This window comes from Sphingomonas sp. FG14 (assembly GCF_057809675.1).
On sequence record NZ_JBMDKK010000008.1, the window covers coordinates 88,816 to 104,419 of the forward strand.

Genomic DNA, 15,604 nt, shown 5'->3' on the forward strand with positions numbered 1-15,604 from the left:
CCCTGTCTTGACTCCAGACCAGGCAAGAAACTGAGTGGCTTTCCGAAACGGGTCAATTCTCATTCGACACGTGTCTAATTCGGCGCGCAACTTGGTTGCCGACGTGTGGCGAATTTGCAACGAAAATGTCAGAAAGGGCTGTCGGGATACCGTTCCAGAACCGGTCCGAGCGCCTGCTTCAGCGGCGAAAGCCACGGTTCGAAGCGCCGCCATTGATCGACGCCCTCGCGATTGATCGGGCGGCGAACCTGTTCGGAACTGGCCGTGCGCACCGCCCGGTCATTTTCCCAGAAGCGCAGACAGGCCGGATCGAACGCGACGCCGACATGATCGAGCAGCGCGCGGACCTGCGCCTCGGTATCCTCGATCATCGCTTCGTGGAACACTCGGTGGGTCCGGCCGGGCAGCACCTTGTCCATATGCGTCATCAGCCGGACATAATCGGCATAATAGCGGCCCAGATCGTCCAGGTCGTAAGTGAAGCCCTGGCCGCGCGCGAAATGCTGCTTGAAGTTGGAGACGCAGCAATCGAGCGGATGGCGCCGCGCATCGATGATCCTGGCATTGGGCAGGATCAGGTGGATCAGCCCGCTATGCGCCCAGTTGTTGGGCATCTTGTCGATGAAATAGGGGCGGTCGGTCTTGCGTTGAATCCGTGTGCGTTCGAGATATTCCTCGCCCAATGCGCGCAGCGCCTGCGGATCGAGCGTGGCGATCTCCTGCGGATAGGCGCTGTCGTCGCTCTTGAGCTTGCGGCCGCTCAGCCGTCGCGCCATCTGGCTGATATCGGGAAGTTCCTGCGTGCCTTCGATCAGCGGATGGCTCGACAGGATCTGCTCGATCAGGGTCGATCCCGCGCGTGGCATGCCAAGGATGAAGATCGGATCGGGGGATGCACAGCCCTCGCCCGCATGTGATCGCAGAAATTCGGGCGTGAACAGCGCGATGCTGCGATCGACCAGACCGGTGATCTCCTGCGCCTCGTATTCGATCAACTCGCGACGCAGCCGATTGCCTTCCTTATAATGGGTGAAGGCCGGTTCCGCCTGCCCAGCATCCTCCAGCGCCTTGCCGAGCGCGAAATGCAGGTGGAAGCGGTCGTCCTCCGTGATGCTCTCGTCCTCCAGCGCCCGGCTCATCGTCGCGACGTCGCCATCGTCGAGCTTCACGGTCTTGAGATTGGCCAGGCTCCACCAGACCTCGCCAAGCTGCGGCCGCATCGCGATCGCGCGCCTATAGGCCGAGATGCCGTCCGCCTGTCGACCCACCGTCTTCAGCACATGGCCATAGCTCATCCAGAGCTTCGGCTGGCCCTCAACGCGCGCCAGCACCGCCTCGTAAAGCCCGATGGCCTCCTCGTAGCTGCCGACCCGGCCGAGTGCCGCGGCCTTCAGGTTGCTGTGCGCCGGATTGTCCGGATCGTCGCCCAGCAACGTGTCGAGCTCCGCGATCGCTTCGCCATGGCGATTCTGGCGATAGAGCACCGTGGCGAGATTGGAGCGTGCCGCCGCGAAAGCTGGAGCGAGTTCGAGCGCGCGGCGCAGCAGATTCTCCGCGTCACCATAGCGTTCGAGCCGGCCGGCCAGCTCGGCCATCATGCGAATCGCTGCGACGTCGAACGGATTCGCCTTCAGCCTCGGCCGCAGGATATGTTCGGCAACCGCCAGCTTGCCGTCGAGCAGGGCGGTCGCGGCCTCCACGAGCACGGGATCGCGGGTGGAAGCGGAGATTGCGCCGAGTTCGGCCCGGGCGGCACCGTCCGCGTCACCAGTCGCGCGCAGCGCGCGTCCAAGCAGGCGATGGGCATCTGCGTTGAAGCGGTCGACCGCCAATATCTCGCGTGCCTGCGCGGCCGCCCGCGCGGGATCGGTCCTTACCAGACGGTTGGTCAGGTCCAGCGCTTCCTCGACGGTTCCCGACATGCGCGGCGATATTGACATGCGCCGCAGCATCGCGGCTGTCTGATGAGGATGCAACTGCCTTAACGGCAAACGCTGGCGCTTATATTGGGGCGAGCAGCCACCGACGGTCGCATCCGGCGTGCTACGCGCCTTCAGCCGGCTCTTAGCTGAGGCACCGCTTCCTGGCGGCTGTCCATCAGCGGCATCGTTTCCTGAAGCGCCGCGAGCATGGCTTTGGCGTTGGCGGCCAGGCTGATGCGTTTTACGCGGCCGTCATGGGGATCGCCTTCGAGTACGATGCTGCCACGCCCGGCGAGCCGCCCGGCCACCAGATAGAAGCCGCGATATGACAGGCCCGAGAACAGCATGGCTTCCTTGACGCTCAGGCTGCCCTTCGCGCCCAGCACGCAGAACAGCTTCGCATCCGGGGTGAGCACTTCAAAACCATGCTCGCTTTGGAAATACCGATTGAGATTCAACAGGATATCATACTGCCTGGCATTCGACGCGGTGTTGTTACGAGATTCGACCGCGCTTCCGTCCTGACTATTGGACGCCATATCACCCCCCACGGGTTATATATATTTAGTAAATTTATCCTCCGGGCGGAGCCTTGGCAAGGCGTGATTTCTCCGAGTTGCGGATCCGGAAAAACGGCGCAGTTCCGCGATCCGAGCGGTTGATCGCGCGGAAACCATGCGGGATCGATCGCCCCAGCGCGGCGCGGGGCGATTCGGAAAAGGTCGGAAATTCAATGTGATTCGGATTGATCGCGCAACGATTCGCGCGTGGGGGCGAAACCGGTTGCGCTCAGTCGGCAGCCGGTGGAAGCACGTTGACGCGTAGGGGGTAGTCGCCAAAACTCTGGTCGGCGAGCAGGATGCGCTTCACCCGGCGGTCCTTCAGATCGGCCTCCATCGTGATCCATCCGCTATTGGCCAGCCGGGCCAGCACGATGTAGAATCCGCGATAGGACAGGCCGGAGAGAATCATCGCTTCCTTGACGCTCAGGCTGCCCTTGGTCTTCAGCGTAAAGAGAATTTTCGCTTCGGGTCGTAAGGCCTCGATGCCCACCTGCTCGGAAAATCGGCGGTTGATTTCGAGAATCTTCTCCACCTGGATGTGCATATTGTTCTGCAAAGCCGATCCCCAAAACACTCGCCGGCGACATCTCGCGCTCCACCGGTCGTCTGTTACATCTCGCCGCATGCCGGCCGACACGCGCGTTACCGCAAAGTATCGGCAAGTCGGTCGCCGCGAATTCATATCGTGTATCGATGAATATCAATCCGGCGCAAACACCCGGTAACGATGCGTACGTATAACCGATCGGTCACCTTCGCCTATACTCGGATTTACTGTGCCGTTTCTTGGTACCTCGCCTCGTTCCGCCGTGCGCGGCCGGGTCACCGTCCGGTGCGCACCCTGCCGATCATGTCTCGATCTTGTCGATCCGGATGCCTTGGCCTCCGCTGCCAAGGTTGGGTAAAAGCCGCCCCAACCCGTGGTTTATCGCATCAATGGGCGAGGGTGAGAACAGTTAACGCATATATGTTCTGCACAGATCGATATATATACAATGGATACCATTAACTGCTTTCTTTGCGTGCGCGGCGCATCTACCAAACGATCACGACTTTGCGCTTATGCGACCTGCGTTTAGCGTGGCGTTGGGCTGTGCGATCCGTGGGGCGGCCGACTTAGGCGACCTGTTGCTATTTAAAGGGGTTCTGTATGACCAAGCTTGCGTCTGAAAATGCTACGAATAAGGCGAATGCCCAGGGTTTCAGTCTCAAGGAAGGTCGTGCAGCGGTTGATGGGCAAGGGGCTGTCGACGCGGCGGCCAAGGCGGCTGTCGCCGCGCCCGTCAAGGCTGCGCTGAACGGCAAGCCTGGTGCTGGTGTCGCTGCGCCCGCGCCGGTGAAAGCCAATGCCCATGTCGACGCGGTCAAGAAGGAAGAGCGCGACGAAGACGGCAAGCTTATTAATAAGGCCTCCGAGGAAGCCGAGGGCAAGGGTGAGCATCTCGCCATGGTCGACGCGTCGGCGAGCGCCGCGGTCGGCACGCTTTCGCCCGAGGCGGGCCAGGATGCCGGTGGCGCTTCCGCGTCGGACAGCTCGGATGACGACGGTGGTGATTCGACCCCGCTGATCATCGGCGGCGTTGTTCTGCTCGGCGGTGGCGCCGCGCTCGCGGCCGGCGGCGGTGGTGGTGGCAAGAAGAATACCGCCCCGACGGTCAATGCGACCCAGGCGGTCACCACCAACGAAGACACCAAGGCGACGATCACCGTCGCCGGCACCGATGCCGACGGTGACACGCTCACCTACACCGCCAGTGCTCCCGCCAAGGGTGCCGTGACGGTGGCTGGCAATGTGCTGACCTACACACCGAACGCCAATGCCAACGGCACCGACACTTTCACCGTCACGGTTTCGGACGGCAAGGGCGGCACCGCGACGCAGACCGTCACCGTGACGATCACGCCGGTCAACGATGCGCCTGTCGGCGTCGCGGCGACCGGCGCCGCCACCGAGGATGGTGCGGTCGTGACCGGCAAGCTGGCGGCGACCGACGTCGATGGTGATACGCTCACCTACACGCTCAACGCGCCGGTGACTGGCCTGACGCTCAACGCCGACGGCAGCTACAGCTTCGATCCTGCCAGCTATGATAGCCTGGCGGCTGGTGCGACGCAGGCTGTTGTCGCGAACTACACGGTTTCTGACGGCAAGGGTGGCACCGCCACCTCGACTCTGACCATCACCGTCACCGGCATCAATGATGTGCCGGTCGCGACGGCCGCGACCAATGCCGCCACGGAAGATGGTGCGGCCGTCACCGGTCAGCTGGTCGCGACGGATGCCGACACTGGTGCCACGCTGACCTATGCGATCTCGGGCACGGCGCCTGCCGGTCTGACGATCAATTCGAACGGCAGCTACAGCTTCGATCCGGCCAGCTACGACAGCATCGGTGCTGGCGTGGTGCAGGATGTCGTGGCGACCTACACCGTCACCGACGACAAGGGTGCGACGAGCAATTCGACGCTGACCATCAAGGTTACCGGCGTCAATGACGCACCGGTCGCCGTTGCGGCCACGGCTGCCGCAACCGAGGACGGTGCTGTCGTCACCGGGCAGCTGGCTGCGACCGACGTCGACGTCGGCGATACGCTCACCTACACGCTCAATGCGCCTGTCACTGGGCTCACGCTCAACGCCAATGGCAGCTACAGCTTCGATCCGGCCAGCTATGACAGCCTGGCGGCGGGTGCGACGCAAAACGTTGTCGCCAACTATACGGTTGTGGATGGCAAGGGCGGGACTTCCACGTCGACGCTGACCATCACCGTCACGGGCGTCAACGATGCGCCGGTTGCGGTGGATGACGCCTTCACGGTTGCTGAAGACACGGCGCTTAGCGGCGCTGTCGGTCTCAATGATACCGATGTTGACAGCGGCGACACGCGTACGTTCGCGTTGGTGGGCGCGGCGCCTGCTGGTCTGGTCTTCAATGCGGACGGGACGTTCAGCTTTAACGCGGACGATCCGTCGTATGACTCGATCGCTGCCGGCACCACGCGGGTTGTCACGTTCGACTATCGCATTTCGGACAACCATGGTGGTTCCGACGTTGGAACCGCCAGCATCACCATCACGGGCGCCAACGACGCGCCTGTGCTGACCTCGGCGGCTACCGGCAACTTCAACGAGAATATCGCTGCTGGTTCGACGGTCTACACCGCCACGGCGACCGACATCGATGCGGGCAGCGTGCTCAGCTACAGCATCTCGGGTGTGGACGCTGGCCTGCTGGCGATCAACGCTTCGACCGGCGCGGTGACGATCCTCGGATCGCCCAACTATGAAGCTAAGCAGAGCTACAGCTTCACGGTCACGGTTTCGGATGGCATCGCAAGTGCTAGCCAGGCGGTGACGCTGGGTGTCAACAACCTGGTCGACGTGTTCAACGCTGACATCGGCGATCCCGTCACCCCGGTGACGATCGATGCCAGTGGCAACGATGCGGCGGACATTCTCGACGTGAACTATCAGTTCAACGAGAGCGCGAACCTGCCGAGCGATGTGGTCATCCAGAACTTCGGTTCGAACGACTACATCCTGTTCTCCACGAACATCGCCAACTACAACTTCAACAACGATAACGGCGATCTGGTGATCACGCAGAACAATGGCGGCGTGGTCAGCACCATTCGGATCGACAATATCCTCAATCCGGGCCTGCAGCTGGCGAACAATGAAGCCGCTGTGGAAACGGCGCTGAACAATGCGCTGGGCACCACGGGGATCGACTATCTGCGTGGAAGCTCTGTCCCGTCGGTGACGCGTTCGGCGGATATCGACAACGACAACAACGCTAACACGCCGGCTTCGGCGAGCGGCCCGTCGCCTCTGCCGCCTCTGGCCGCACTGGACGCTGCCGGTGCGGCGGTGACCTACACGGAAAACGGCAACACCGCGAACACGGTGATCATTTCGAACTTCACGTCCGACGATCATATCATCGCGACCGCGCCGGTCGACAGCTACAGCTTCGGCACGGACAATAATCAGGACCTGACGATCACCTGGAACAACAATGGTGTCGTCAACCAGATTACGCTCGAAGGCTTCTTCGCGGCTCCGCCGCCGCTGGATGCATTCCTGGGTGGTTTGCAGAGTCTCGAAGCGTATGTCGGATTTGATTTCTTCTCCTATGCCTGACGCGCATGCGTTCAACTCATCAAATAGATTAATGCGGGGATTTTAATCATGGCTAACAATCGTATCGTAGTGCAGTCGGGCGGTACCGCAGGCGCTATCCTTGGAAACTACGACATCTTCGGCACCAATCTTGGTGCCGAAACCGTCACGGTTTTCGACAACACGATCGTCAACTTCCAGGGCGACTTCTCGCGCGGCGGTGACACGATTCGTCTGACCGACGTCGCCACCGACTTCACGGTCCGGATCCAGGGTTCGAACATCCTGCTCACCAGTGCCAGCGACGGCATCACGGTGCTGATCCCGATTCCGAACCTGGGCACGAACGGCACCACCATCGTATTCGAGAACTCGGCCGGCAACCTGGTCGACAGCCGCGTGCTGATCTACAACGGCACCAACGTCGTTCTCGGCACCCAGACCGTCACCACCGGCTCGACCGGTGTCGCCCCCAGCGGCAACGGCAACAGCCAGAACACCATCGTTCTGACCGCTGGCGTCGACACGACGCCTGGTGGCGCGGCAGATGACACCTTCATCGGCTTCAATCGCACGCTCAACGCGGGTGACAAGCTCGACGGTGGCGCCGGCTACAACACGCTGAGCCTGTCGGCCGACACCGCGCTGACCGGCATCTTCGAAGGTCCGTACACCTATGGCGGCTTCACCACCGTCAACATCCAGCGCATCGAAGTCACCAACGACGACGATCAGCCGATCACGCTCGACCTGTCCGGCGCCAAGGGCGTTGAGACCGTCGTCGCGCTGAACAGCTCGCAGGACATCACCTTCTCGCAGCTGACCTCGCTCAATGCGAACGGCGCGGATATCGAGCTCAACAACGTCACCAACGGCACGCCGAACGATCCGACGCCGGACGTTAACGTCCAGTATCAGGATAGCGTCGTTGCCGGCGCGACTGTCGTCGATGTGGTCATCAAGACGAGCAATGCCGACAATCTGAAGATCGGCAGCGTTTCGGACGCCAATGGCGGCATCGAGACCGTCAACCTCTCGAACGAAGAGGGTGCGTCGGTCATCGACACGCTCGACACTGATCTGACGACGCTGAACATCAAGGCGACGCAGAACCTGAAGATCGACGACGCGCTGAACACCACGGTGCGCACGATCGACGCGTCGGCCTCGACCGCGACTGTCGATATCGACTTCTCGGATAACGATGGCGGCAACGAAGACGTCACCTATATCGGCAGCTCGGGCATCGACATCGTCGAAGCCGGCAATGCCGACGATTCGATCAGCACCGGCACCGGCGACGACACCGTCAACGCCGCGGGCGGCGACAACTTCGTCGATGCCGGCGAGGGCGCGAACTCCGTCACCTCGGGCGGCGGCAGCGACACGATCCGTGCCGGCGCGGGCAACGACACGATCAGCTCGGGCGGCGGCAATGACGACATCAATGCCGGCGACGGCGATAACACCGTCAATGCAGGCTCGGGCAACGATGTCGTCGTGACCGGCGCGGGCGCCGACACGATCAATGCCGGCAGCGGCGACGATCTGGTCGATTCCGGCGCGGGCAACGACTCGATCTTCACCGGTTCGGGTTTCGACACCGTCATCGCTGGTGACGGCGACGACACCGTGACTGTCGCGGCGGGTGAATTCGACGCCAACGGCGACGTGGTCACGCTCGACAGCTTCTCGTTCGGCAACGGCACCGACGAGCTGCGCATCGACCAGGGCGTTGCGAGCGCGGAGCACTTCACGCACGTCTCCAGCCTCGAAGTGCTGACCCAGACGGGCGCGAACCACAACCTGAACCTCAATGACGGCGGTGATGCCGACGCGATCAACGAGGCGCAGGCTGCGGGCATCCAGATCATCAACACCGACTGGAACTACACCGGCAACGACACTGTCGACGCTGGCGGCTTCACGTCGAACCTGACGGTCAATATCGGCGGCTACACCGGCGACACCGATGGTGTCGGCGGCGGCATCGACAGCATCGTCACCGGTTCGGGCGACGACACGATCAAGGCCCCCGGCAACAACAATGTCACCGACGACGACACGATCCGTGCCGGTGCCGGTTCAGACACGCTGGTCCTCGACGGCGACACCACGCTGACCACGAACAGCCACTTCTCGCAGATCGAGAAGATCGTGCTGCTCGAGGAAGAGCAGAGCGTTGACGAAAACCTCTACAGCATCACGCTCGACAACGATAATGCGCCGACCGCGAACGGCACGCTGACCATCGACGGTAATGTGCTGTTGTCTGACGAGGGCGTGTTCATCAGCAGCAATTCGGTCACCGACTTCGCGATGAGCGTTATCGGCGGCGCGGGTGCAGACACGGTGTTCTCGGGTGTGGTCGGTGACACGATCACGACCGGCACCGGCAACGATTATGTCAACATCGAACTGGGCGGAAACGACAGCGTCGATCTGGGCGACGGCGACGACTATCTCGAAGTCGGCGGCGAGCTGACCAGCGGCGACAGCGTTTCCGGCGGCGCCGGAAACGACACGATCGACGCCTCGGACTCGACCCGCGACATCGTCGATGCGGACTTCACCAACGCCAACAGCTTCGAAACGCTGTTCGTTGCCGAGGGTAAGACCAACACCCTGGCAGCCGAAGCGCAGGAAGCGGGCATCCGCACGATTGTCTCGACCGACGACACCAGCGGCACCGTGATCGACGCCTCGGCCTTCACCGTTGGCGTGACCGTCATCGTCGAAGGTACGGTTGCCGGTAACAACGACGTCGTGAAGACCGGTTCGGGCAACGACACCATCTATGCTGGCGTCGGTATCCAGAGCTACACCACTGGCGACGGCGACGATCAGGTGATCGTCGAGGGCACCGAACTGACCAACTTCGACTCCTATGCCGGCGGCGCGGGCGATGACTCGGTCATTCTCGACAACACCAACGGCACGGTGAACGCCAACGTTAACCTGACCAACTTCAGCGACGTCGAGAACTTCACGGTCCTCGCGGGCGGTGATGTCGGCAATGACGGCTTCGCCGACGTCAACGACAACTCGCTGACCTTCACTGGCGGCAATGTCGGCACGCTGACCCAGATCAAGGTCGACGCCTCGGCACTGACCGATCTGAACGACAGCTTCACCATGACCCTGGCCGCTGGCCAGACCGATGCGGACTTCCAGTTCAACGTCTTCGGTTCGGTCACTGACACCACGGTCGTGAAGCGCAATGTTGGCACCAACAACAACATCAACTTCCACGGCGGCTCGGGCGTCGACACCCTCATCATCAACGGCAAGGACCTTGGTTCGACCGTGACGATGGACGGCGGCGATGGCCTCGACCGGATCGTGCAGAGCCAGCAGTTCGGCAACACCGCGCTGACCGACGACGCATTCGTCAACGTCTCGAACGTCGAGATTCTGACCGGTGAATCGGCCGGCGACCTGAACGCCACGCTCGGCTTCGAAGCCGACCAGGCGGGCATCGTCCGCATCGACGACACCGCGGGTGACGACAAGGTGACCTTCGACGCCGCGTTCAACAACGCGACGACGGTGAACCTGACGGGGGGCAATGACACGATCAACGCGCTTGCCTCGGCGGCTGTGCTCACGATCAACGCGCTCGACTCGGACCTGACCGCAGGCGATCAGATCAAGGGCGGCACCACCGTCAATGACGTGCTGAACGTCAGCGCCGGCAACGGCGTGGCCGATCTGACCAACGTCACGAAGGTTGAGACGATCAAGGTCATCGACACCGGCCTGGCGAGCACCACGCTGATCGTTGACACGGCGGCGGGTGACCTCTCGGCCGGCGCGACCAGCCAGACGATCGATGCCAGCGATCTCGACGCTCCGGCCGAAATCCTGATCCTTCAGGGCTCCGCCGCGACGGCGAACCTGAACGTCATCGGCGGCGGCGGCGGTGATCAGATCACCACCGGCAGCGGCAACGACACCGTCAATGCGGGCGAGGGCGACAACAACATCGCTACCGGCCAGGGCAATGACAGCGTCACGGCCGGTTCCGGCAACGACTCGATCGTGACCGGCCAGGGCAACGACACCGTCAATGCGGGCAACGGCAACAACACTGTCTTCGCCGGTACCGGCAACGACAGCGTCGTGACCGGCTCGGGCAACGACATCGTCGATGGTGGCGATGGCACCGACAACATCTCGACCGGCGCAGGCAATGACCAGATCTACGGCGGCGCTGGCGCCGACGTGATCGACACGGGCGCTGGCATCGACCAGATCCTGTATCGTGCCCGCATGGAGAGCTCGACCTCGACCGCACGTGACACCGTCACGGGCTTCACCTCGGGTTCGGACGTCATCGACATCCGCTACGTGGCCGAAGCGATCACGAAATATGGCGAAGGCGCGACGATCAAGTTCGCTGGTAACCTGGCCAATTTCGGCCAGGCCCAGGGCGCGGTCACCGCGAACGACGGCATCCTCGACATCGTCTATCAGCAGGACGAAGGCGCTCTCTGGGTCGATCTGAACGATGACGGCGTGCTTAACGGCAACGACATCCAGATCGTGCTCACCGGCGTTCCCTCGCTCCAGGCGAAGGATGTGCTCGACACGGCGGCCACCGGTGCGGTGGTCGGCGCGACCCTGGTGCCCACGGGCAGCTCGGTCACCGGCACCTTCCTTGACGATCGCTTCCTGCTTCAGGGTGTTGGCCCGTGGACCGTCGATGGCGGCCTCGGCAACGACACTGTCGTGATCACCAACCAGGACATCTCGACCTCGAACATCAGCAATGTCGAAGTCGCCGAGATCAGCGGTTCGGCCACGATGACCTACAAGCAGCACAACACGTTCCTGAACCTGACGGACGGCGCCAGCAATCCGCAGACCATCACGCTGGTCGGCGCGATCTACGCGGTTCAGGGTGATGCTTCGATCGAGAACTACATCCTGAACGGTACTGTCGATCCGGACGGCAACACCGCGGGTGACGATTTCACCCTCGGCGCCAACGGCCAGAACGTGCAGACCGGCGTCAATGACGATGTGATCCGCACCGGTGCGATCGATCTCGTCACCGGCAAGCTCGACGGCGGCGCTGGCTACGACCAGCTCGTCCTCGATCATGGCGACGATATCTCGGGTGCGAACCTCTGGGATATCGACGAGACGCTGATCACCGAATCCTCGGTGACCATGAACGCCGCGCAGCACGGTTCGACCGGTTCGAACGGCAATGCTGGCAACATCGTCGACGCGGGTGACACCGGTTCGAACTCGACCGATACGATCACGATCACGACCAGCACGCTCGCTGCGGTGGCCGTCAGCGCGACCAACCAGAAGGCGTTCGCCGGCACCGGCATCACCGGTCTTGCGGATATCGAGAACTATGTCCTGTCGGATGGCGACGACAAGTTCACCCTCGGCATTGGTTCGCAGAATGTGAACACCGGCCTGGGCACGAACGAGATCGTCACTGGCGCGGGCGTCGACAACATCACCGGCACGCTCGGCGGCGCTGGCGCCAGCGACACGCTGACGCTCGACGACAATGACAATATCGGTGGTCTCAATGACGGTGCGGCTCTCTACGGCCTGGGCAATGGTGATTTCATCACTGCTGCCGCCAACACCTCGGCGATCGAGACGCTGAACCTCACCGGTGGCACGGTTTCGATGACCGTCGCCCAGCATGAGGCCTTCGCCGCGATCACCGACAACGGCGTGGGCACCAACATCGTCAGCCTCACCACGGGTGGCACGGTGAATGCCGAAGTCGTGGTCGACGAATATGTCGCTAACGGCAACAGCAACACCACCTTCGTCGTGAACTCGGGCAATGCCGATGTGAACATCACGGCATTCGATTTCCCGGACGTGTTCGAGGACACGGTTGTCGTCAACGGCTTCGCCGTTACGGGCACCTGGTTCCTCGAAGGCACCACCGACAGCCTGAACGCGGCGAGCGGAACGGACGTCAGCGGCGTCAACGGCGGCAATGCCACCACGGCTGAGATCCTGAACCTGACCGGCGATATCTCGGCCACCGAGAAGCAGCACGATGCGTTCACCACGATCAACGCCGGCGGCACCAACACCTTCACGCTGACCGACGCCAACGGCGACGGCGCCGTGACCGGCAATGCCGTGATCGAGACCTATGTGCTCAACGACGCCTTCACCTTCACGCTCGGCACCGCCGCGCAGAACGTGACGGGCGACGCCGCCAACGCTCAGACGGTCATCGTGAACGGCCTGGCCATCACCGGCACGCTCAACGGCGGCACCGGTGCGGGCGATCCGGACACGCTGGTCCTCAACACCGGCACGGACATCACCAACGTCACGTCGATCACGAACTTCGAGAACGTGACCGTGAACGGCTCGGTGACGATGAAGTACGGCCAGTACAACACGCTGCAGCCCACGGGCGGCGCCGGCGTCGACACGATCAACTTCGTTGGTCCGGTTGCCGCGGTCACCGCACGCAACGCGATCGAGAACTACGTCCTGGCGAACATCGCCGGGAACGACTTCTCCTTCGCAACGGGCACCGGCACGGAGAGCGTGATCACGTCGGGCAGCAACAACGACATCGTCCGTACGGGTACGCAAACCTCGTTCGTCGGCGTCACGCTGGATCTGGCGGGCAACACCGGCTTCGTCGGTGACCAGCTGATCGTGACCACCGACAACACCGATCTCTCGGGCATCAATGGTGGCAACGAAACCACCGCTGAGACGCTTGAGCTCGGCGCTGGCTTCACCGTCTCCATGACCGTCGATCAGCACGAGGGCTTCACCGCTCCGTTCATCGCGACGGGCAATGAAACGGTGGTGATCACCGATGCCGGACTGGTGAATGCCGAGGAAGCGATCGAGAATTACGATCTCAGCGCTGCTTCGAATACGCTCGTGATCAACAAGCTGAACGGTGCCGTAAACATCTCGGATACTGGCTTGGGCAGCAACGATCGCATCGTGGCTGGTGACGGTGTTGTGGCCACGGGTACCTGGGCACTCGGCAGCGGCGACGACACACTCGAAGCTTCCGGCGTAGCGGATATCCAGGGTGTCAATGGTGGTGGCGACACCACGGCGGAGAATCTCGAGCTCTCCGGCGCGACTAACAATCTGACGCTCACCCAGGCACAGCATGAGGCTTTCACGGGTAGCACCGCGACTGCCGGTGTGGATACGCTGGTGATCATCGATGGCGGTACGGTGACCGCGTTTGACAATGTCGAGAATTACGATCTCTCGGATGCGTCCAACACGCTGATCGTGAACGCGAACGAGACCGGCGTGAACGTCACCGATACGACGGCTGCTAACGGTACGACGATTGTTGTCGGCGGTCTTACCGTTACCGGCAACTACTCGCTGGCAGGCGGTCTGCTGAGCGGTCAGGACAAGATCGTGATGACCGATGGTGCAAACATCAGCGGCGTGAACGGCGGCGCAGCAACGACGGCGGAAGATGCCGACATCACCGGCAATGTCACCATGTCGGTTGCGCAGCATGAAGGCTTCCTGACGGACGGTGTCCTGACCGGAACGAACTTCGTGGCGACGGGCACCAACACGGTCACGCTGTCCAACGACGGCACGATCGATGCACGTAACCAGGTCGAAGGCTATGTCCTGAACGGTGATGGCGTTGGTGGCAGCAAGGTGAATATCACCGCCGCCGTCTTCCTGGGTGCGTTCGCGTCTAACCCGAACGTGTCGATCACCGGCGCGGGCGGTGCAGACACGATCACGGTGGACGATGATCTGGTCGTGGCTGGTACCTGGGCTTTGGCCGGCACAGACGACACGCTGACCATCGATGACGACGCGAATATCAGCGGCGTGAACGGCGGTCTGGCGACGACGGCGGAAACGCTCAACCTCGGTGACAATCTGACGCTGACTGTTGCGCAACATAACGCCTTCACCACGGTGAACGCCGCTGGCGGCGGTCATGACATGATCCTTACCGATGATGGTACGCTCACCGCCTGGGCTGCGATCGAGACCTATACGCTCAACGGCGACGGCGTCGGCGGCACCAATATCACACTCACCTTCGCGGGTGTGGATGTTAACGGAGCGGGCGGTGCTGATACCGTGAATGTGGGCGGTCTGGTGATGACCTCGACGGCCGACTTCAACCTGGCCGGTGCTGATGACACGCTCATCGCCACCAACGGCGCCAACCTGGTCGAGATTAACAACGGCAACGCCACCACGGCCGAGACGTTGAACATCACCGATGACATCACGATGACGGGCAAGCAGTATAACGGCTTCACGGTCGTGACGGGGGCAGGCACGTCGGATGGTGTCACGATCACCACGGGCGGCACCTACACCGCCTTCGACGCGATCGAGGACTACATTCTGCAGGGCAACAGCACGATCACCTTCGGCGGGGCCGATACGGTTCTCAAGAACCAGTCGGTCGATCTGGGCAGCACGGCCAGCCAAGTCGTGATCACCACCGCAGCGATCGACAGTTCGGCGGCGGGCACTGACTCCTCGGTGACCATCTCGAACTTCTCGTCGAACGATGTCCTGAACATCAATGTCGGCGCGAACGATCTGAACACGGCGATCAACGTTGGCGTGGCGGCGACCACCAACACGAATATTGGCAATGCCGAAGTCGTGGTGATCAACGGCCTTGCCTCGGTCAATCTGACCGATATCGGCAATGGCGGTGAGGTTGAACAGGCGATCGCTCAGGCGATCGGCACTGCCGATGCGGGTGCTCACCTCTTCGTGCTGGAAAGCCCGAATGGTGGCGGCCAGTCCGGCCTGTACTTGGTCAATGTCAGCGCCTCGGCAGCTGTTGCCGGACTTGATACCAGCAACTTCGACGTGGAGTTCATCGGTCTTGTCAGCCACACGGCTGGCTTCGACTGGACCGCTGGCAACTTCGCCTGATCCTGATACGGCCGCCTGCCCCGGCGGGCGGCCGCAGAAAACGGCAAAAAATTCGGCCTCCGCGGGTTTCGCGGAGGCTTTTT

General features: G+C 62.2%; 5 protein-coding genes. 2 read left to right on the plus strand and 3 right to left on the minus strand.

From position 1 onward, the window contains the following. Window positions 1–128: 128 nt before the first annotated feature. The 3 genes from ACODTA_RS19975 to ACODTA_RS19985 all read right to left on the minus strand — a co-directional run bounded on the left by ACODTA_RS19975 (window position 129) and on the right by ACODTA_RS19985 (window position 3,029). Complete coding sequence (locus ACODTA_RS19975; protein WP_489067860.1) at window positions 129–1,940, minus strand: tetratricopeptide repeat-containing sulfotransferase family protein; 1,812 nt, start codon at window positions 1,938–1,940, stop codon at window positions 129–131. Between the two features lie 113 nt (window positions 1,941–2,053). After that, window positions 2,054–2,461 (minus strand): hypothetical protein, encoded by a 408-nt coding sequence (locus ACODTA_RS19980; RefSeq protein ID WP_489067862.1) that lies wholly within the window; start codon window positions 2,459–2,461, stop codon window positions 2,054–2,056. Window positions 2,462–2,711: 250 nt separating this feature from the next. Next, window positions 2,712–3,029, minus strand: a complete 318-nt coding sequence (locus tag ACODTA_RS19985; protein WP_489067864.1) for a hypothetical protein — start codon at window positions 3,027–3,029, stop codon at window positions 2,712–2,714. Window positions 3,030–3,635: 606 nt separating this feature from the next. On the opposite strand from ACODTA_RS19985, the gene ACODTA_RS19990 reads away from it, so the two are divergent. Next, on the plus strand, window positions 3,636–6,629 hold the full coding sequence (locus ACODTA_RS19990) for a beta strand repeat-containing protein (RefSeq protein ID WP_489067866.1): 2,994 nt from the start codon (window positions 3,636–3,638) through the stop codon (window positions 6,627–6,629). A 48-nt stretch (window positions 6,630–6,677) separates the two neighbouring features. Next, complete coding sequence (locus ACODTA_RS19995) at window positions 6,678–15,521, plus strand: beta strand repeat-containing protein (protein ID WP_489067868.1); 8,844 nt, start codon at window positions 6,678–6,680, stop codon at window positions 15,519–15,521. The last annotated feature ends 83 nt before the right edge of the window (window positions 15,522–15,604 follow it).